Genomic DNA, 19,175 nt, shown 5'->3' on the forward strand with positions numbered 1-19,175 from the left:
AATGCACGCCAGCGTCTTCGAGTCTTCCTGCATCCAAGTATAAATGCCACAGCCCTGCCCATGGCAACCGAAACGACCATCATGGGAAACAAACGGCAACTCCGTGAACATGCGCGAATCGACTTGATAGGTTCTTCGGTAAGGCAGGGGTCGAGACGGCGACGTCCGGCTCCGGCAGAAGGTTCTTTGAGCAAAGGAAGGCGCCGATGCTTCACCTGGGCGACGACATGAACAACGAGACCACAGCCTGGCAGGAGGCCGGAGTGTCCCTGCCTGCATTCGATACAACCACGATGCGCCAGGCCACCAACCAGTCACCCGTCTGGGTTCATTTCGGGGCTGGCAACCTCTTCAGGGCCGTTCATGCCCCAATCGCCCAGAGGCTCCTGGACCTGGGTGCCACCGATCGGGGAATTCTGGTGGCCGAGTCCTTCGACCCGTCCATCATCGACCAGGCCTACACCCCGTTCAACAACCGTTTTCTTCAGGTCATTCTGAAGGCGGATGGGTCCATGGACGCCTCCCTGATCGCTTCCGTGGCGGGTACCTACCCTCTGGGAGAGGGTCCCGAACCCTTCCATGACCTCAGGCAGGTCTTCCGCGATCCCGGCCTGCAGATGGTCACCACAACCATCACCGAGAAGGGCTACGCACTGGTGGATTCCAAGGGTGATGCGCTGCCCTGGATCGCCCCCGAATTCGAAGGCGGTCCATCCAAGGCCAAGAGCGCCATCGGAGTCATCACGGCCCTCCTCCTTGAGCGTTACCAGGCGGGAGCCTTCCCATTGGCCCTGGTCAGCACCGACAACTTCTCCCGAAATGGGGAGAGGTTCGGACAGTCAGTCAGGCGGATGGCCGACGAGTGGATCAGTAGGGGACTGGCCGGGCAGGACTTCGGGGGCTACCTCGATGACGGCATGAGGATAACCTTCCCCCTGACCATGATTGACAGGATCACCCCCAACCCCGACCAGGAGGTAGGACGAAGGCTTGAGGCCATGGGCATGGCCGACGCTTCACCCTTCCGAACCAGAGGCGGGACCGCCATGGCCCCCTACGCCAACACCGAGGAGACCTGGTACTGGGTGGTCGAAGACGACTTCCCCGCAGGCCGCCCGCCCCTGGAGAAGGCCGGGGTCTACATGACCGACAAGGATACGGTCAACGCCGCCGACCAGATGAAGGTCACCACCTGCCTGAACCCGCTCCACACGGCACTGGCCGTCTTCGGGATGCTCCTGGGGTATCCGACCATGTCGGAGACCATCGCCGACCCGGACCTCAAGGCCCTGGTCACCCGGCTGGGGTATGTGGAAGGACTCCCGGTGGTCGAGGACCCGGGCATCTTCTCCCCCAAGGAATTCCTCCGCCAGGTAATCGAGGTCAGGATACCCAATCCCGGTCTGCCCGATACACCTGCCCGTATATGCACCGACACCTCCCAAAAGATACCGGTCAGGTACGGAAACACCATCAGCAAGTACCTACGCACCGATGGCTTGGATGCAAACACCCTGGAAGCCATCCCCCTGATCATCGCCGCCTGGCTGCGGCTCCTGGTCGGCTCGGACGGACATGGAACCGACGATGCCGGGATGCCGGTCAAACTCAGCCCCGACCCCCGCCTCAAGGAACTCCAGGGCATCCTCTCGGTCATCCCCCTGAACGGTTCTGCCGGGAGAGAGAACCTGTCCACAATCATCAGACCCATCCTGGCCGACAAATCTGTCTTCGGCACGGATTTGAACGCCACACCGCTGGCAGCCAAAATCGCCGACTCCCTGGCCGCCATGTGCCAGGGCGCGGGTGCAGTGGCGGGCACCCTCCACCAGGTCGCATGCACCTGGTGAATTCCGAACCCCTTCCGATTCCGGCCCACTGGTCACTCGGACAGGAAGCAAGGGTCAGGACCGCCTGACCCACCATAAGGAGAGATCAACATGCATATGGGATTCCGTTGGTACGGCGAAGGCAACGACACCATCAGTCTGGATGACATCCGCCAGATTCCGGGGGTGGAGACCATCGTCTGGTCCCTCCACCACAAGCAGGCCGGGGAGGTCTGGCAGCCGGGCGAAATCGAAGAGGCCATGGCCACAATAACCGGGCTTTCGGCCAGGGACCGCGCGGTCGGCATAACCAAGACCTTCAATGCCGATGTGGTCGAGTCGGTCAATGTCCACGAATCCATCAAGACCGGGTCGACGGTCCTGGGAATGAGCCGCGACCAGGCCATCGATGCCTACATCGAAACCGTAGCCAACCTGGGCAAGGCCGGGGTCAGGGTCGTTACCTACAACTTCATGCCGGTCTTCGACTGGCTACGCACGGAGATGTTCCATCCCTGCCCCGACGGATCGACGGCCCTGTACTACAACCAGCACCAGGTGGACCAGCTCAGCCCCCAGGGCATCATCGACGAGACCCTCAAAGGGGCCGGGACCCTGACCGTACCTGGCTGGGAGCCCGAGCGTCTGGCCCATCTCCCCGAGCTGATGGAAGCCTACCAGGGGATGGACCATGAACTTATGTACGCCAACTACAAGTACTTCCTGGATGCCGTGATTCCCACCTGCGAGCGCTACGACGTCAGGCTGGCCGTTCACCCGGACGACCCGGCCTTCGACCTGTTCGGATGGCCGCGCGTGGTCTCCAGCAAGGAGGGGATCCAGCGGGTACTGGATCTGAATCCCAGTCCTTACAACGGTCTCTGCCTCTGCCTGGGTTCCTTCTCCTCCAGGAGGGGGAATGACGCAGTCGACGCGGTCAGGACCTTCATGGACAGGATTCACTTCAGCCACGTCCGCAACATCCGTTTCACCGACGAGGAGGGGTCTTTCTTCGAGGTGGGCCACCGGGCCAGTGAGGGCGACGTGGACACCGTCGGCATTATGCAGGCTTACGCCGAGGCTGATTACCAGGGATACATCCGCCCCGACCATGGGCGGCACTTGTGGAGCGAGAACACCGAGGCCGGCAGACCCCGCCCAGGGTACGGCCTCTATGACCGTGCCATGGGCATCCAGTATCTGCTCGGCGTTTGGGATGCCTACCGGAACAACCGTTGAGGAAGTATCCGCTTGCGCCTGATGTTGCCGACTGGTCTTGTGGGGAACGACTCAGGTCCGGTCAACCCCAGGAGGATGGTTCCCGTCAGTCCTGCACCAATTGCCGGGCCTGGACGCAGGCTTCGGTAACGGCCTTCCAATCGCCCCGGCGCTGAGCCAGGGACGGCACGGGGAAGCTCCCCCCTACGGCGAAGACATTGGGGAGGGCCATGTACTCGCGAACGTTCTTCAACCCCACTCCCCCCGTAGGCAGGAAGCTCATCTCAGCGAAAGGACCGGAGAGCGCCCTGAGGGTTCCGACGCCGCCGTAGGCCTCGGCCGGGAAGAACTTGGTGAAGCGCAGGCCGCGGTCATAGGCCTTTTCTATGTCGCTCGGGGTCGCGGTTCCGGGCAGCACCGGAATCAGGGACCCCAGGCACCAGTCGACTACGGCGTCGCTGAAAGCCGGCGAGACGATTCCACGGCAACCGACCCGGACCGCCTGGCGGGCCTGGTCGACGGTGTGCACGGTTCCGGCCACCAGGGTCACCTCAGGCACCTGGTCGTGGATGGCCCTCATCCCTTCAAGGGCCGCCGGGGAGCGGAAGGTGATCTCGGCGATGGGCACCCCACCGGCCGCCAGAGCCTTGGCCAGAGGGACCGCCTCCTCGACCGAATGCAGGGTGACCAGGGGGACCACCTTGATCCGGCGAATCAGATCGATCAGTCCTGTTCCGTCTTCCGCAACGGCCGCCTTTTCGACATCGTTCATGCTTGTTTCCTTCTTCAGTGGAATCGGATTCGTCTCTTATTCCTCTGCGGGGTCTCAATCCGGGGCGACCAAGACCGGCTCCATCGTCCCGTCCGCGACATCCGCCCGTTCGTGGCGGGCCATGAAGTCGTCCAGTTCGGCCCTTGTGGGCAGACCTTCGTTATCGGAGACCACCTGGGTCTGCATGGCGCCGATGGCACACCCGCGCTCCAGAGCCTCCGACAGGGGCCTGCCCTCCAGGAGTGCAGAGAGGACACCTGCCGCAAAACCATCACCGGCACCGACCGTGTCCACCACCGCATCCACCTTGAAACCCGGAACGTAGACCCCTTCGTGGCCGTCCGTCGCGTAGGCCCCGTCCGGCCCGTCCTTGACGACCGCGTAGCGGGCACCGTTGTCGATGAAGGCCTGGCCGATATCGCGGACCTTGTCCAGGCCGAACAGGTGCCTGCCTTCGGAGATGCCCGGCAGGACCAGGTCTGCTTTGGCACAGAGGGACAGGAGGGTCCGTCTCATATGCCCGTCGCTCTTCCATAGGGCCGGGCGTTCGTTCGGATCGAAGGAGATGAAGATCCGGTTTGCCCGGGACATATCCATCAGGGCCTCGCTCGCTTCCATGGTGCTGGCGGAAAGGGCCGGGAGGATACCGGTCATATGCATCAGGGAGATGCCTGCACAATCGATGGACCCGATATCGGAGGGGCTGATGGCCGAGGCCGCCGACCCCTTGCGAAAGTAGTAGGTCTTGGGGTCGCCCCGCTCTACCTTGGACTTCATCATGAAGCCTGTGGAGCGGGAGGCATCCGTACCTACCAATGAGGTATCCAGACCGTTCTGGCGCATGAAACATCGAATCCGATCTCCGATCGGATCGGAACCGAGGCGGGTCATGTAGACCGGGTGCTGACCCAACCGCTCCAGGCCGACCGCAACGTTGAGTTCCGCACCGGCCACCGATGCCCTGAAGGACCCCACCTCACTGCATGGGCCTTCCTCACCTGCCGAGAAAAGCCCCATGCTCTCGCCAACCAGAAGGACCTTTCCGGGACGGACACCGCTGACAACCATGTCGTGGGAAGCCGCCATACCATTCCTCCATGCCAAGGACCGATGGACCCAACAGGTCCGTCACATCCCGCGCCGACGCGGGGACGACCTGACACGTCCGCTGCTGTTTTCAAGCTATGCGGACGAAGGAGGACGGAGGAATAAGTTGCCAGCTGTTGCTTGCCCCGACAGCTATGGCAGGAGAGGAAATCAGACCCGCAGGCACATAAGGCTCAGGGGCGGGAAACACGAGAAAACCGAAGAGAGACGAGGGCCGCGCGAAATCGGCATCCACACGGCTCTCGCCCGTACGCGCAGTATTCGCCGGGGCTGTCAGGCCAGGTTGATGCCAGGAGTGACGGGCTCGGGAACCAGGTGGATGCCGAAGGTGCGATCCACCCCCTCCTGGATGGCCCGGGCAAGGGCCACCAGGTCATCGGACCCGGCCCCTCCCCGGTTGGTCAGGGCCAGGGTATGCATGTCGGACAGGGCGGCAGCAGACCCCTCCCCGAGAGAGAATCCCTTATGGAAACCGGAATGGTCGATCAGCCAGGCCGCCGAGGTTTTGACCAAGGATGGACCGGCAGCCGGGTCGCCGTGTACGGCGTCGACGAAATAGCGTGGGGCATCCGTCGGCAGGGCATCCGCAACCTCACGGGTGACGATCGGATTGGTGAAGAAGCTGCCGCAACTGTGGCGGTCAAGGAGCACCCGCTCACCCCGTGGACCTTGGAGGTCACCCTGGACAGCAGCCAAGGCCTCTTCCAGATCGGACGCCCTTCGGCAACCTCCCATCCAGTCGGTCAGATAGCGATAGGGGTCCTCCAGCATCCCCTTGCCTGCCCTGACGGTCAGCACCGCCTGGCGAATCCGCTCCAAAGGAAGGGAGGACCCGGGTTCCACACCCAGGGCCTTGGCCAGCTGGGCTGAGCCCACCCGGGCGGACGAACCGTGCCGCAGGACCAGGGTGACCGAAAGGACCACATACCGTGGTGTCGGGAAGAAGTGGTCATCGGGAACGGCCGGGGCCTGATACATGGTCTGCTTGAGAAGGGAGGTCCTGTAGCCGAAGTTCAGATCCGCAGCCTTGAGATAGGCGGTTACCTTGTCCCGACGGTCCCAGACCTCGACAGAGTCGACAAGGCCGCCGACCTCCTGTCCGTAGGCACCGATGTTCTGAACAACCGAGGCGCCGACCGTTCCGGGTATCCCCGACAGTCCCTCGATACCGATCAGATGCATCCGGACACAGTAGGAGACCAGGTCATCCCAGTTGGTCCCGGCCGGGGCATTGATGTGGACGGTGGGGTCCCCGCCCTCCGGGGGCGCCACCTCGTCAGGAACCGAGATGCCTTGTCGGGTATCGCGCACCACCACCCCCGGGAAGTCCCTGTCCGAAACCAGGAGGTTGGACCCGCCGCCGATCATACAGAGCGGCAGACCATTGGAATCGGCGTTCTCCACCGCTTCGATCAGCCCGACCCTGTCATGGGGTTGGACGAAGGATGCAATCCGCCCTCCCACACCCATGGTGGTGATATCGGCAAAGGTTGGAGTGGAGGCCTTGGTGGAAGATGCTTCTGGCATGTCTTTCACTGTATCATCGCGCACCGGAGAGTGGCTCCAGACACGTAGACGGTCGCCGATTGCAACATCAATCGGTCTACAAATTCGCGACCACGCCCCCGCCAGATGGTCCGACTGACGAAATATACGCCCTCGATAACGCCCTATAAGGAACATCTATGGTGGTGCCGTTGCCGCAGCCACCTGAAGAGGGTTTGATAAATGAGTGAAATGGGTGCTTCCATCACATGAAGAGGGGTTGACCGCCATGAGCCAAGGATTTGCGACCAGGGCCGTCCATGGCGGCTACGACTGTCGAAGCCAGGGAGGGGGCTCGGCCAGCGTTCCCATCTACCAGTCGGCCGCCTTTGACATGGTCACCGCCAACCGGGGCGATGCCCTGGCTGCCGGCGAAATCGAAGGGTTCTCCTACTCACGCCTGTCCAATCCGACGGTCAAGGTCCTGGAGGACCGTATGTCCAGTCTGGAGGGAGGCAAGGGGGCCGTGGCCATGGCCTCGGGCATGGCCGCCGTATCATCGGCACTCCTCTGTGCGGCCGAAGGTGGCGGGAGGCTGATTTCACCGGTCGACCTCTACGGAACCTCGGTGGATGCCATGAAGACCTTCTTCCCCAGCTTCGGCATCGAGACCGACTTCGTCGAAGATATCAACGATCTCGATGCGGTGGAATCCCTCATCAGGGATGACACCAGGGCCATCTTCGCCGAGTCCGTGTCCAACCCGTCCACGGCGATAGCCGACATACCGGGACTGGCGGACCTGGCTCACCGGCACGGGGTCGCCCTGATCATCGACAATACGGTCCCCACCCCATACTTGCTCAATCCTATTGACTTCGGGGCTGATATAGTCGTCCACTCCACCACCAAGGGGGTCGCCGGGCACGGCAACGCACTAGGAGGCGTGGTCATCGATGCCGGACGGTTCGACTGGGGCAACGGACGGTACCCTCAAATGACCCAGCCTGAGCTGATCATCAGCGACGAGCGCCGCGGATCCATGGTCAGTTTCCTCGATGCCTTCGGCAACCTGGCCTTCCTCAACAGGGTCCACACCAAGTATCTCCACACTTTCGGGGCGGTCATGAGCCCTTTCACGGCCTACCTGCAGCTGACTGGGCTGGAGACCCTGGCCCAACGGGTCACCACCCAGGTGAGGACGGCGGAAACCCTGGCCCGTCACCTCTTGAGCATCCCCCAGGTGGAGTATGTCAACTACTCGGGCATTCCCGAGGGCCGGCACAGGGGCGATGCGGACCTGCAGGACCGTCTGGCCTCGACCATGCTGCCCAAGGGAGTAGGCACGATCCTCTCCTTCAAGGTCCGGGGTGGATATGAGCAGGTGAAGCGAATCGTGGACTCGGTCCATCTCCTGGCCTACATGCCCAACATCGGTGACTGCAGGACCCTGATTGTGGACCCAGCGCGCATCACCCACCGCGAGGTCCCCGGGCCATACCGCCTCAGCGCCGGAGTGAGTGACGATCTGATTCGAATATCCGTGGGTCTGGAGAGCCCCGACGATCTGATCGCCGACCTGGATCAGGCCTTCGCCGTGGCCTATCAGGACTGGGACTGAGCCAGGCGACCAGGATAGCCAAACCCCATCCCAGGGAGAATATGAAAGGACCCGGCCAGATGACCGGGTCCTTTTCCGTAAGCGCTATGCAATCAACGGGTCTCGCGATGCAGCGTGTGCTTGCCGCAACGCGGGCAGAACTTCTTGAGCTCCAGACGGTCAGGAGTGTTACGACGGTTCTTGGTCGTAATGTAATTACGCTCCTTGCACTCGGTGCACGCCAGCGTAATGCCAGGACGGATATCTGCGGCTTTTGCCATGGTTCACCTCTATAGTCGTTGCACGACCGACGTATGTCGGCCACAGTAGCGAGGAAGAGACTCGAACTCTTGACCTTACGATTATGAGTCGTACGCTCTAGCCAGCTGAGCTACCCCGCCAGAGAGCCTCGGGTGAGAATCGGACTCACGACCTCTTCCTTACCAAGGAAGTGCTCTGCCACTGAGCTACCGAGGCGTGGCGGATAGTGGATTCGAACCACTGAAGCATTACGCGGCTGATTTACAGTCAGCTCCCTTTGACCGCTTGGGAAATCCGCCATGCCGCACTAAAACCAAGGTTCCGTACGACAACTTGCCTATAATGACACGTTTTGTTTTTTTTCGCAAGTCCAACCGACCCCGTGTCGCAGGTTGCTCGGAGCAATATCCTCAGAACTCAGAAGTCCCAATCGTCGTCATCGGTTTCCACGGCCTTCCCCATGACATAGGAGGACCCGGAACCGGAGAAGAAATCGTGGTTCTCGTCGGCGTTGGGGCTCAGCGAGGCGATGATGGCCGGGTTCACGTCGGTGGTGTCGGCGGGGAAGAGGGCGGGATAGCCCAGGTTCATCAGCGCCTTGTTTCCGTTGTACCGCAGGAACTTCTCCACATCATCGACCAGGCCCACACCCGAGTACAGACTCTCCGTGTACTCCACCTCGTTATCGTAGAGGTCACCCAGAAGTTCGTAGGTATAGTCGCTCATGACCTGTCGCTCGGACTCGGAGACCTTGGCCAGGCCCTTCTGGTACTTGTACCCGATGTAATACCCGTGCACGGCCTCGTCCCGGATGATGAGGCGGATCAGGTCGGCCGTGTTGGTCAGCTTGGCATGGCTGGAGAAGTACATGGGCAGATAGAAGCCGGAATAGAAGAGGAAGGACTCCAGCAGGGTGGAGGCCACCTTGCGCTTCAGGGGGTTGTCACCCTCGTAGTAGTTCAGAACGATCTGGGCCTTGCGCTGAAGGAACTCGTTCTCTTCGCTCCACTGGAAGGCCGCATCGATCTCGGGGGTGGAGGCCAGGGTGGAGAAGATGGAGGAGTAGGACTTGGCATGCACCGATTCCATGAAGGAGATGTTGGTGTAGACAGCCTCCTCGTGCGGGGTCAGGGCATCAGGGATCAGGCTGACGGCGCCCACCGTGCCCTGGATGGTGTCGAGGAGGGTCAAGCCGGTGAAGACACGCATGGTCAGCGTGTGCTCCTCTTCGGTCATGGCCTGCCAAGAGGGCAGATCATTGCTGACCGGAACCTTCTCGGGCAGCCAGAAGTTACCGGTAAGACGGTCCCAGACCTCCAGGTCCTTATCATCCTCCAGGCGGTTCCAGTTGATGGCGGTGACCCGATCGATCAGTTTCAGCGGCTGGCGCGGGATGGAAATAGGTGGGACCATGATGACGCTCCTTTTATTGGGTGGGACGGGCTTGAAACCGGCCCTGACTACTTCTATATAAGTCAACGTTTGATTCCGACGACCGGGGGCGCGGCCTGGCGGGCATCGGGTGGAATGACCAGTCTATCGGACGAACCGACATGCAGGGCCATGACAGAGGGCGACCGGCCCGTCCCAAAAGGGGCGGAGCCGGTCACGGTAGCGGTCCGAGATGGCGGACCCGCAGGGGTCAGAGCATGCAGCTGACGCAGCCCTCGACCTCGGTACCCTCCAGGGCCTGCTGGCGGATGCGGATGTAGTAGAGGGTCTTGATCCCCTTGCGCCAGGCGTAGATCTGGGCCTTGTTCAGGTCACGGGTGGTGGCCGTATCAGGGAAGAAGAGGGTCAGCGAGAGCCCCTGGTCCACATGCTGGGTGGCCTCGGCGTAGGTATCCACTATCTTCTGCCAACCAATCTCATAGGCATCCTCGAAGTACTCAAGGTTCTCATTGGTCATATAGGGAGCCGGATAGTAGACGCGCCCGATCTTACCCTCCTTGCGAATCTCGATCTTGGAGGCAATCGGGTGGATGGAGCTGGTTGAGTGGTTGATGTATGAAATCGAACCGGTGGGGGGAACGGCCTGGAGGTTCTGGTTGTAGATGCCGTCCTTGAGGATGTCCGCCTGGAGCTGCTTCCAGTCCTCGACCGTGGGAATCTCCACCCCGTACTGGTTGAAGAGATCCTTGACCCGCTGGGTTCTGGGTTCCAGGGACCTGCGGCCATCCGTGTACTTATCGAAGTAGTTCCCCTGCCCGGCCGGCTTGGCATAGTCGGACCTGGGGAAGGAATCGAAGGCCTTCCCCCGCTCGACGGCAATCCTATGCGAGGCCTTGTAGGAGTGGTAGGCAACGGTCATGAAGTACATGTCCGTAAAATCCAACCCCTCCTCGGACCCGTAGTGAATTCCCTCACGGGCCAGGAATCCATGGAGGTTCATCTGCCCCAGACCGATGGCGTGACCCTCATCGTTGCCCCGCTTGATGGAGGGGACGGCCTCGATGTTGGTATGGTCCGCCACCGAGGTCAGGGCCCGCACCGAGGTCTCCACCGTGTCGGCCAGACCACCATCCATGGCCTTGGCGATGTTGAGGGACCCCAGGTTGCAGGAAATGTCGCGACCGACATGGTCGTAGTCAAGGTTCTCGGTATAGGTGCTGGGCTCCTGGACCTGAAGAATCTCCGAGCAGAGGTTCGACATGGTGATGCGCCCGTCAATCGGGTTGGCCTTGTTGACCGTGTCCTCAAAGAGGATGTAGGGGTAACCGGACTCGAACTGGATCTCGGCCAGGGTCATGAAGAAGTCACGGGCGTCGATGTACTTCTTGTGGATTCGCTTGTCCTTGACCATCTCATCGTAGTGCTCGCTGATGGAGATGTCCGCGAAGGGCTTCCCGTAGATCCTCTCCACATCGTAGGGAGAGAAGAGGGCCATGGGGGCCCTCTGCTTGGCCAGCTCGAAGGTGATGTCGGGAATGACCACGCCCAGGGCGAGGGACTTGATGCGAATCTTCTCGTCCGCGTTCTCACGCTTGGTATCCAGGAAGCGCATGATATCGGGATGGTGGGCCGAAAGATAAACGGCACCTGCACCCTGACGGGCACCAAGCTGGTTGGCGTAGGAGAAGGAGTCCTCCAGGAGCTTCATGACCGGCACCACGCCGCTGGACTGGTTCTCGATGTGCTTGATGGGTGCGCCCATCTCGCGCAGATTGCTGAGGAGAAGGGCGACGCCACCGCCGCGCTTGGAGAGCTGGAGGGCGGCATTGACGCCACGGGAAATGGACTCCATGTTGTCTTCGATACGCACCAGGAAGCAGGAGACCGGCTCTCCCCTCTGAGCCTTGCCCAGGTTCAGGAAGGTGGGCGTGGCGGGCTGGAAGCGGCCGGAGATGATCTCATCCGCATACTTGATTGCCGCGTCCTCGTCACCGTCCGCCAGCTCCAGGGCCACGGCCACTGAACGCTGGGGGAAGTCCTCAAGGTACTGCTTGCCGTCAAAGCTCTTCAGCGCATAGGAGGTATAGAACTTGAAGGCACCCAGGAAGGTATCGAACTCGAATCCGCTTTTGGCTGCGTGGTCGTAGATCCTGTCCAGGAACTCGGGGGTGTAACGCTCGAAGACCTTCCGATCGTAGTACTCGTTATCCAGCAGATACCTGAGCCGCTCGGCCGTGGAGGGGAAGGCCATGGTGTTGGCAGCCACATGGTGGGTGACATACTGGCGCTCGGCCTCCTTGTCCTTGTTGAATTGAATCCTGCCATCCGCGTCATAGAGGTTGAGCATGGCGTTCAGCGCATGATAGTCATGCGCTGGATCATGGTCCTGCTCCTCACGGGTCCCCGTCTTGTCCAAACTGAGCGAAGTATCGTCGTAGGCGCCCATCTGCGTCCTTTCCTGGCTTGTCTGTATCGGTGTCTTGTTGTTTTTATTCAGGATGATTGTGGAAGAAGTCGAGCACACCCTTACGGACCTTGTCTTCGTCTTCCTTGGTGCCCATGAGTTCGAAATAGTAGAGGAAGGGCACCTGGCACTTGCGTGAGATGATGTCACCGGCCATGCAGAAGGCGTCGCCGAAGTTTGTGTTGCCCGAAGCGATGACCCCACGGATGCAGGCCCGGTTCTGCGGATCGTTGAGGAAGCGCTTTATCTGGGGCATGACCGCCTTCTTGGCCGAACCGCCACCGTAGGTCGGCACCACCAGAATGTAAGGTTGGTTCACCTTGAGCTCAGGATCCTTGGGACGGAGGGGGATTCGGAACACATCAATCCCCTCATCCTCCAGATGGCAATTGGCGATGAATCTGGCCGTGTTCTGCGAGGCCGAGGAGAAATAGACCACCGACCCTACACGGTCCCCCTTTGCAGCCAGCTCCGGAGGGCTGACCTCCCCCTGGTCCCCCGGCCCGACTGGACCCGGTTTCGCCATATCCGACATACGATGACCTCCTGAAGCCTCCGGATCTCCCCGGATAAAACCTGCGTGCTCCCTGCCTTCAAATCAGGAAGCCTCAACTACTATATATGGGGACTCGCCGCAAAACGAGCACCACATATTGTGCTAACTGTTCTTCATCTCACATAGATGCCCATCCCGGGCAATATTTCAGAAATCCCAGTCGCCGTCATCCGTGGACTCCGAATGTCCCATGACATAGGATGACCCGGACCCGGAGAAGAAATCGTGATTCTCATTGGCCGACGGAGACAGAGCGGCCAGAATCTCCGAACTGACAGCGGTCTGGTCCGATCCGAACCGTGCCGGATAGCCCAGGTTCATCAGCGCCTTGTTGGCGTTGTACCGAACAAAGGCGAAGACATCGTCCACAAAGGGGAACCCCTCATAGATCTGGCCCGAGTAGACCATCTCCATGTCATAGAGCCTGTCGAGAAGGTCATTGGTGAACTTCTCCAGCATGACGCGGTCACCCTCGGTCCTATCCTCCAGGCCCCGCTGGAACTTATAACCAGAGTAGTAGCCATGAATGGCCTTGTCGCGCAGAATCAGGCGAATCATATCAGCCGTGTTCATCAGCTTGGCGTGACTGGAGAAATACAGCGGCAGATAGAACCCGGCATAGAGCATGAGGGAGGAGAGCATGGTGGAGGCCACCTTGCGCTTCAACGGATCATCGCTGACATACTCCTGCAGGACCGCATGGACCCGCTCCTGGAGGACGTCATTGGCCACGGCCCAGCGATAGGCCTTGTCTATCTCGTCACTGGAGCAGAGGGTGGAGAAGACCGACGAGTAGGACCGGGCATGGACCGACTGCATGAAGGCGATATTGGTATAGATGGCCTGCTCCTGCTCGGTGCGGGCATGATCTATCTGGACCAGCTCTCCGATGGTGGCCTGGGTGGTATCCAGCATGGTCAGACCGGTGAAGACCCGGACCGTGGTCTGCCGCTCATGCTCGGTCAGACCATTCCAGGAGGGAATGTCATTGGACAGAGGAACCTTTTCGGGGAGCCAGAAGTTGGAGACCAGGCGATTCCAGACCTCCAGGTCCTTCTCATCGGTGATGTGATTCCAATTGACCGGTCGGACCCTGCCCTCGGGATTGACCCGGTACTCGGGCGGGGTGATGGAGGCCTTCATCATCGCATCATCCGCATAGGCCCCGGCTGCCTCGGTCTCGACTTTCGCACTCATGTCCGTCCTACCTTTCATAACGTCTTCTACCCCCGCTCATATGGTTCTCGTCCGCAGCAGTCCTTGGACGTACCCTGCAACAGACGGATATGGATAGGGCTACTGCCGTATAGGCACTAGATATTGTTATCTCCATTGCAGGCAACCACAATATATAGGCTCCCAAGAGCGGACACAAGCCTAAAAGCGGGTGTTTATGGCAGCTTGTGAGAAACCTAACAAAAACTTCGACCCCTCAAAGATTGGTTGTTCGGGACCTGGCATCCCTGCTCTACAAGCCATAAACAGAGGGGGAAAGAAGCGAAGGACAGAAAAGGCCATGCCAGCGCATACAGAGCCGGGCGGTCTCCCTTGACCGCCCGCGGCTCCCACAAATCCTCAGACCAGCCCCTGCTCCTTAAGATTGGAACAGACCCGGATGACCCGGTCGTTGGCCTCGGCCTCCCCGATGGTTATGCGGATGCCTTCGTTCGGGAAGGCCCTGACCGCGAGACCGTTGGCAAGGAAGCTCTCATAGGCCTGGTCCGTGGCCCCACCCAGGGGCAACCAGAAGTAGTTGGCCCGGGAGCGGGGAATCCGCCATCCCTGCCCCTCCAGGGCGGCAACCACCTTGGCACGTTCCTTCATGATGCCCTCCACGCGATCCCGGAGCTGGTCGGACGCATCGAGACTGACCATGGCGGCCTCCTGGGCCATGTCGCTGACACCGAAGGGCAGGGCCACCTTGCTCAGTCCCTGGACCACCTCGGCCGGTGCCACAGCGTAGCCGATGCGCAGGCCGGCCAAGCCGTAGGCCTTGGAAAAGGTTCTTGCCACAACCACGTTGGGATGATTCCGCATGAGTTCCAGCCCCTTGGCCTGGGCGGGATCGTCATTGAACTGGAAATACGCCTCGTCGAAGAGAACCAGGACATCATCGGGCACCGCCTCAAGCAGACGCAGCGCCTCCTCCTGCGAAACCGAAGTACCCGTAGGATTGTTGGGATTATTGACGATGACCAGACGCGTTCTGTCGGTCAGAGAGGCAATCATGGCCTCGATGTCGTGCCCGCCCCTGTCGTTCAACGGCACCGGCACGCAGGTGGCTCCGGCACCGGTCACGATGATGGGATAGGCCTCGAAACTCCGCCAGGGATACATCACCTCATCCCCCTCGCCGGCCACAAGATTGACCAGCTGGGTGATGACCTCCGTTGACCCGCACCCCAGCTGGATGTTCTCCGGGGCAACCTGGTGCAGGCGGGCCAGGCGCTCGACGAGCACCGTCCCACGCATATCCGGATAGCGGTTCAGGTGCACCAGGGCCCGGTCCGACACGGCCTCCCTGACAGCGGCCAGAGGAGGATAGGGGTTCTCATTGCTGGAGATCTTATAGGGGGTCAGCCCCGGGGTGACCGGAGCCGCCTTGCCCTGCCTGTAGCCGGGCAGGGCATCAATGGAGGAGCGATGTCTGTATGCCATGGCCACCATGGTAGCGGGCCATGCGCCGGGCACAAGCTTCAGGACCACTTACGACACCACAGGGGCTCGGATAGCGGACCTGGACGGCGCCCGGATACGAAAAAGCCGGGGCCCCTCAGGGCACCCGGCCAGAAAAATCGATAAGGTCCAGCCTACTTGAGGATGGCCAGCACGTCGCGCGCGGACACGATCAGGTAGTCCTCACCACCATAGGTGACCTCGGTGCCGCCGTACTTGGAATACAGAACCTTGTCGCCAACCTTGACATCCATGGGGATACGCTCCCCCTTGTCATCACGGCGTCCGGGACCGGCAGCCAGGACTTCGCCCTGCTGGGGCTTCTCCTTGGCGGTATCAGGAATCACCAGACCCGAAGCGGTCTTGGTCTCCGCCTCAGCCTGCTTGATGACGATCTTATCTTCCAACGGTGTGAGTGCAATCGACACTGTGGACCTCCCTACATCTGTGAGAACAGCCAATAAACCCACGCCGGAACGTCGATGAGAGGCTGACGAACACTCACCACGCATTCCTTTGCGCTACCTGTCATCGTAGCGCGAAATTAGCACTCTGCCAACTTGAGTGCTAATGCCGACAGTGAACAGTCACCGCAGGGTCGGGCACTCAGTCCTGCCTGGACGGCTGCCGACGGGCCAGGATGGCCTCGACTCCGATGGAGAGCGAGTCCGAGCTCTGCTTGGGAACCTCCACATCGGCCTCCATCTCACGCTGATGGAAGTCCTTGGGCATATCCACCCGGCCCTTTTCGGAAGAGTCGGTTCCGGTCTTGCCTGCACGGTCGGCGTTCTTTCGCTTCCCTGCCTTCTTCCCTCGGGTTTCCGCCTTGGCCGGCTCGGCCTTGGAGACCTGCCTTGTGGACTTGATCTCCAGACTCTGCGGCCCTTCGGACTCCGGCATCGATCCATTCCGGGGTGAACCCAGGGAGAAGGAAATCAAATCCTGGGATGCGGCCATCTCAAAGGCGTCCAGGGCAGGAGAGGGCTTGATCCGCTCCAGTTCGTGGGTGGCATCCTGACCCGCGTCGCCCGATACCTGAGCAGGAGCAGCAGCAGCAGTGAAGGACTCCAGGTTGACCTGCTGTCCTCGAAGAGAGACCGTACCTTTTCCTGCCTTCCGCACAGCCTTCCCCGTTTTCCCGGCCCCGGCAGGCTGCCCTGCTTTCTCGGCACTTGAAGTGGAGTTCCTCTCAGGAGCATTCCGTACACCGCCACGGCGCTCGGAGCGATCGGCAATCTTGGCATCCGCCGACGGGGTCTTCCCGCCCTTGGTTGCACCCTTCTCGCCGGTCCTGGTATTCGCCGCCGCATTTTCGGTCTTGCGCTTACGGGCACTCAGGGCAGCGCGCTTGTCCTCGCGGGCCTTGGCAATGGTCCGGTTGATTTCCTGTTGGTCAAGGACATCCGTTGCAATCTCCGAGGGCGACCCCACGGACTCCCCGCCATCAGCCGGAGCCACGGCGGCCCTGCCGGAAGGACGGCCGCCACCTTTCGTCAGGCTGGCGGCACGCTGGCGACGCTGGAGGGCCTTGCGCCGGGCCAGGTTGGCCTCCCAGGCACGGGCCTGAGCCGATGCATGGGCCCCGGCAATCAGAACCATGACCGTCAGAGCCAGGGGAATGAGCATGAACCAGAAGCTGTACTCCATAGGGAAGGAGAACCCGGCAACCAGGGCCGTCACCACCAGCAGGGAGACGACCAGAATGCGCCGCCTGCGAATCGCCTCCCGGCGCATCTGCCGAACGCGCCGGATTCGCTGGGCTTCACCCAGCGAGGCTTTGTCCTGCTGCTTCTGCTGCATGACCAACCCTTTCGCTGTTTGCGGCCCGGCATCACCGAACCGCATGCCGTCCTGCTCCCCAACCATGTGAAGGGAGGTGGACAGCTTGTCCTGACGGTGCTCCGAGGCCCGTTTCATACCTCTTACGGTCCGCCCCGGCAACCAAGCCAGTACCAGAATCGCCGCAATCACCACCATAACGATGCTGCTGAGCGATTCGTAAACCATAAGGCCCTACGTTAGTTGACGGCATACCCCAAATAGACCGGGAAGGCGAGGCGTGTCGGCCTTCTGGACCTTTCCTGGACGAATGGGACGGATCATGAACGGCCCTAAAGCCGGTCCAGAATCCGCGGATCGTAATCCTCCGACAAAAGACTGAAGGTCAGATGATCCCTCCAGGCCCCATTCACATACATGTATCCCCTTCTCAGCCCCTCAGGCTTCAGACCCACCTTACGTGCCACGGCAAGGGATCTTTGATTCTCCGGCAGAATAGCCACCTCTATGCGATGCAGATGAGGGCCCGAATCGGCCCGGAAGGCCCAGTCAGCCAGCAGGGCCAGGGAAAGCGGTGCGAAACCATGACCGATCCACTTCTCGGCGACCCAATAGCCCACCACAGCCGTTCGCATGGCCCCGTAGCAGATTGCCCCAAGTGATATCTGCCCGACCAGCCTGGTCTGAAACTCCATCAGGAAGAGGGCCGAACTTCCCTCACGCCTGGACCGCTCCAGGGAGCTCATCCATTGGGCGTAACTCATGCCTGGACCGTGCGTGGGGTCCCCGGATTCCCAAGGCGCAAGCCAGTCCCGGTTATCCCACCGCACCCGGTTCCACTCCTCCTGGTCACTCTCCCGGATGGGTCTCAGGGAAAAATCACCGTGCCCCGGTGGCGCAGTGAGCCGATCGGGGAGAATCAGGGCACGGGTCTGATAACGGGACTGACTGCCATGCCAGGCATCACGCAAGGACTGGAGGACGGACATATCTCCATGGTCTCACCAAACGATCGCCAAATCGCCCCGAACTCACCGGTATCCTCGTCCGGCCACCGCTGGGGACTACCAATCGTGGGAATCTCCTGATAAAACGGTCCTTATGACCCTGACGGCCCGGCACACTGTCATGTTGCCGCTCACGTCTCCGGTCGCGTTTCGTCAACCACCGGATAGGAGAAGCCATGCCAGTGGAGAACGACCCGAGCACGGGGAGGATGGGCGCGAGCGCCCAAACCCCACACGGTGGGGTCATGGACCAGAATGGAAGTTGCAAGAACGCCCTGCGTAAGAGGCGCTTGTCGGAGCGGCACCACATCAGCGACGACCGACTCTCCAAGGCTGGTCGGAATCTGGCCGTGCAGTTGCTCGAATCGGTTCTCCCGATGGTTGCATCGAAAGAAGACAACCGGATGGATGCGTCAGATCACGGCAGGGAGGGATCCGTCCTTGGCGACATCCCGAGGGCCGCCGCTTTCTCTTCCATACGGGGCGAGGTTCCTACGGACGACCTCCTCAAGACCCTCCTGGATTGCGGCTATCAGGTCCTCATACCCAAACTGGGCACCGGCTTGGAGGTCGGATGGGGCCTCATGAGCGGACCGACCGACCTAGGCCGGATGGAGACCATCGGCGGCTGGCGGCCCGATGAACCCGAGGGCGTCAGCCTACCTGCCGAAAGCCTGGCCGGAGCCCGCCTGATTCTGGTACCCGCCCTCTCCATAGACACCTTGGGGACCAGGCTGGGTCGGGGCGGCGGTTGGTACGACCGGGCCCTGGTGAATCGGACCGACGGAGCCCTGGTTGTGGGCATCTGCTGGGAGGAGGAGCTGGTCACGGATCCTCTCCCCCACCTGCCCCATGACCTGCCGGTCGATGCCGTCCTGACCCCGACGGGATTCACGCTTACAGCGGCAGGCCGGTCACGTCGAGCGTCTTTCGGGTCATAATAAGGGTCGGAAGAGTCAGAACCCACCGCCTATGGTCGCCAGTACCGCTAGGATGTGGGTGTTGACCAGACTCGTGTAGAGAACGATT

General features: G+C 61.0%; 16 protein-coding genes and 3 tRNA genes. 4 read left to right on the forward strand and 15 right to left on the reverse strand.

Annotation, left to right across the window (positions count from 1 at the left end):
• The first annotated feature begins 206 nt into the window (after positions 1 to 206).
• A complete protein-coding gene (locus H3V08_RS05315; RefSeq protein ID WP_198181829.1) occupies positions 207 to 1,850 on the forward strand; it encodes a mannitol dehydrogenase family protein in 1,644 nt (547 codons plus the stop codon).
• Between the two features lie 90 nt (positions 1,851 to 1,940).
• On the forward strand, positions 1,941 to 3,068 hold the full coding sequence (locus tag H3V08_RS05320) for a mannonate dehydratase (RefSeq protein WP_198181830.1): 1,128 nt from the start codon (positions 1,941 to 1,943) through the stop codon (positions 3,066 to 3,068).
• 85 nt (positions 3,069 to 3,153) lie between these two features.
• Here H3V08_RS05320 and eda read toward each other — a convergent pair whose 3' ends face one another.
• The 3 genes from eda to H3V08_RS05335 form a co-directional block, all read right to left on the reverse strand.
• Positions 3,154 to 3,819, reverse strand: a complete 666-nt coding sequence (gene eda, locus H3V08_RS05325; protein ID WP_198181831.1) for a bifunctional 4-hydroxy-2-oxoglutarate aldolase/2-dehydro-3-deoxy-phosphogluconate aldolase — start codon at positions 3,817 to 3,819, stop codon at positions 3,154 to 3,156.
• Positions 3,820 to 3,873: 54 nt separating this feature from the next.
• Positions 3,874 to 4,905 carry a sugar kinase gene (locus H3V08_RS05330; protein ID WP_198181832.1) on the reverse strand — a complete coding sequence of 344 codons (1,032 nt, stop codon included), beginning with the start codon at positions 4,903 to 4,905 and terminating at the stop codon, positions 3,874 to 3,876.
• 294 nt (positions 4,906 to 5,199) lie between these two features.
• Positions 5,200 to 6,453, reverse strand: a complete 1,254-nt coding sequence (locus H3V08_RS05335; RefSeq protein ID WP_198181833.1) for an FAD-binding protein — start codon at positions 6,451 to 6,453, stop codon at positions 5,200 to 5,202.
• Positions 6,454 to 6,700: 247 nt separating this feature from the next.
• Between H3V08_RS05335 and H3V08_RS05340 the strand changes: the two genes are divergently transcribed.
• Complete coding sequence (locus H3V08_RS05340; RefSeq protein ID WP_198181834.1) at positions 6,701 to 8,032, forward strand: O-acetylhomoserine aminocarboxypropyltransferase/cysteine synthase family protein; 1,332 nt, start codon at positions 6,701 to 6,703, stop codon at positions 8,030 to 8,032.
• Positions 8,033 to 8,124: 92 nt separating this feature from the next.
• Here the strand turns inward: H3V08_RS05340 and rpmG are convergent, their stop codons facing one another.
• The 12 genes from rpmG to H3V08_RS05400 all read right to left on the reverse strand — a co-directional run bounded on the left by rpmG (position 8,125) and on the right by H3V08_RS05400 (position 18,128).
• Positions 8,125 to 8,292, reverse strand: coding sequence for a 50S ribosomal protein L33 (gene rpmG, locus H3V08_RS05345; protein ID WP_081830819.1), 168 nt, complete (start codon positions 8,290 to 8,292; stop codon positions 8,125 to 8,127).
• A 46-nt stretch (positions 8,293 to 8,338) separates the two neighbouring features.
• Positions 8,339 to 8,412 (reverse strand) — tRNA-Met (locus tag H3V08_RS05350).
• 4 nt (positions 8,413 to 8,416) lie between these two features.
• A tRNA-Thr gene (locus H3V08_RS05355) sits at positions 8,417 to 8,488 on the reverse strand.
• Between the two features lies 1 nt (position 8,489).
• Positions 8,490 to 8,571: transfer RNA gene (locus H3V08_RS05360), tRNA-Tyr, on the reverse strand.
• A 118-nt stretch (positions 8,572 to 8,689) separates the two neighbouring features.
• Positions 8,690 to 9,685, reverse strand: a complete 996-nt coding sequence (gene nrdF / locus H3V08_RS05365; RefSeq protein WP_033490689.1) for a class 1b ribonucleoside-diphosphate reductase subunit beta — start codon at positions 9,683 to 9,685, stop codon at positions 8,690 to 8,692.
• A 229-nt stretch (positions 9,686 to 9,914) separates the two neighbouring features.
• Complete coding sequence (nrdE, locus tag H3V08_RS05370; RefSeq protein ID WP_033490690.1) at positions 9,915 to 12,110, reverse strand: class 1b ribonucleoside-diphosphate reductase subunit alpha; 2,196 nt, start codon at positions 12,108 to 12,110, stop codon at positions 9,915 to 9,917.
• 43 nt (positions 12,111 to 12,153) lie between these two features.
• Positions 12,154 to 12,654 carry a class Ib ribonucleoside-diphosphate reductase assembly flavoprotein NrdI gene (gene nrdI, locus H3V08_RS05375; RefSeq protein WP_045921885.1) on the reverse strand — a complete coding sequence of 167 codons (501 nt, stop codon included), beginning with the start codon at positions 12,652 to 12,654 and terminating at the stop codon, positions 12,154 to 12,156.
• 177 nt (positions 12,655 to 12,831) lie between these two features.
• Entirely contained in the window at positions 12,832 to 13,827 is a 996-nt protein-coding gene (nrdF, locus tag H3V08_RS05380; protein WP_442859358.1) for a class 1b ribonucleoside-diphosphate reductase subunit beta, read from the reverse strand.
• A gap of 432 nt (positions 13,828 to 14,259) precedes the next feature.
• Complete coding sequence (gene hisC / locus H3V08_RS05385) at positions 14,260 to 15,342, reverse strand: histidinol-phosphate transaminase (protein ID WP_198181835.1); 1,083 nt, start codon at positions 15,340 to 15,342, stop codon at positions 14,260 to 14,262.
• Positions 15,343 to 15,494: 152 nt separating this feature from the next.
• Positions 15,495 to 15,788 carry a co-chaperone GroES gene (gene groES, locus H3V08_RS05390; RefSeq protein ID WP_033490691.1) on the reverse strand — a complete coding sequence of 98 codons (294 nt, stop codon included), beginning with the start codon at positions 15,786 to 15,788 and terminating at the stop codon, positions 15,495 to 15,497.
• 178 nt (positions 15,789 to 15,966) lie between these two features.
• Complete coding sequence (locus H3V08_RS05395; protein ID WP_198181836.1) at positions 15,967 to 17,367, reverse strand: hypothetical protein; 1,401 nt, start codon at positions 17,365 to 17,367, stop codon at positions 15,967 to 15,969.
• A 104-nt stretch (positions 17,368 to 17,471) separates the two neighbouring features.
• Positions 17,472 to 18,128 carry a GNAT family N-acetyltransferase gene (locus H3V08_RS05400; RefSeq protein ID WP_198181837.1) on the reverse strand — a complete coding sequence of 219 codons (657 nt, stop codon included), beginning with the start codon at positions 18,126 to 18,128 and terminating at the stop codon, positions 17,472 to 17,474.
• Positions 18,129 to 18,322: 194 nt separating this feature from the next.
• On the opposite strand from H3V08_RS05400, the gene H3V08_RS05405 reads away from it, so the two are divergent.
• Positions 18,323 to 19,087 (forward strand): 5-formyltetrahydrofolate cyclo-ligase, encoded by a 765-nt coding sequence (locus H3V08_RS05405; RefSeq protein ID WP_198181838.1) that lies wholly within the window; start codon positions 18,323 to 18,325, stop codon positions 19,085 to 19,087.
• The last annotated feature ends 88 nt before the right edge of the window (positions 19,088 to 19,175 follow it).

It is taken from the genome of Bifidobacterium sp. M0307 (assembly GCF_016100445.1).
GTDB lineage: Bacteria > Actinomycetota > Actinomycetes > Actinomycetales > Bifidobacteriaceae > Bombiscardovia > Bombiscardovia coryneformis.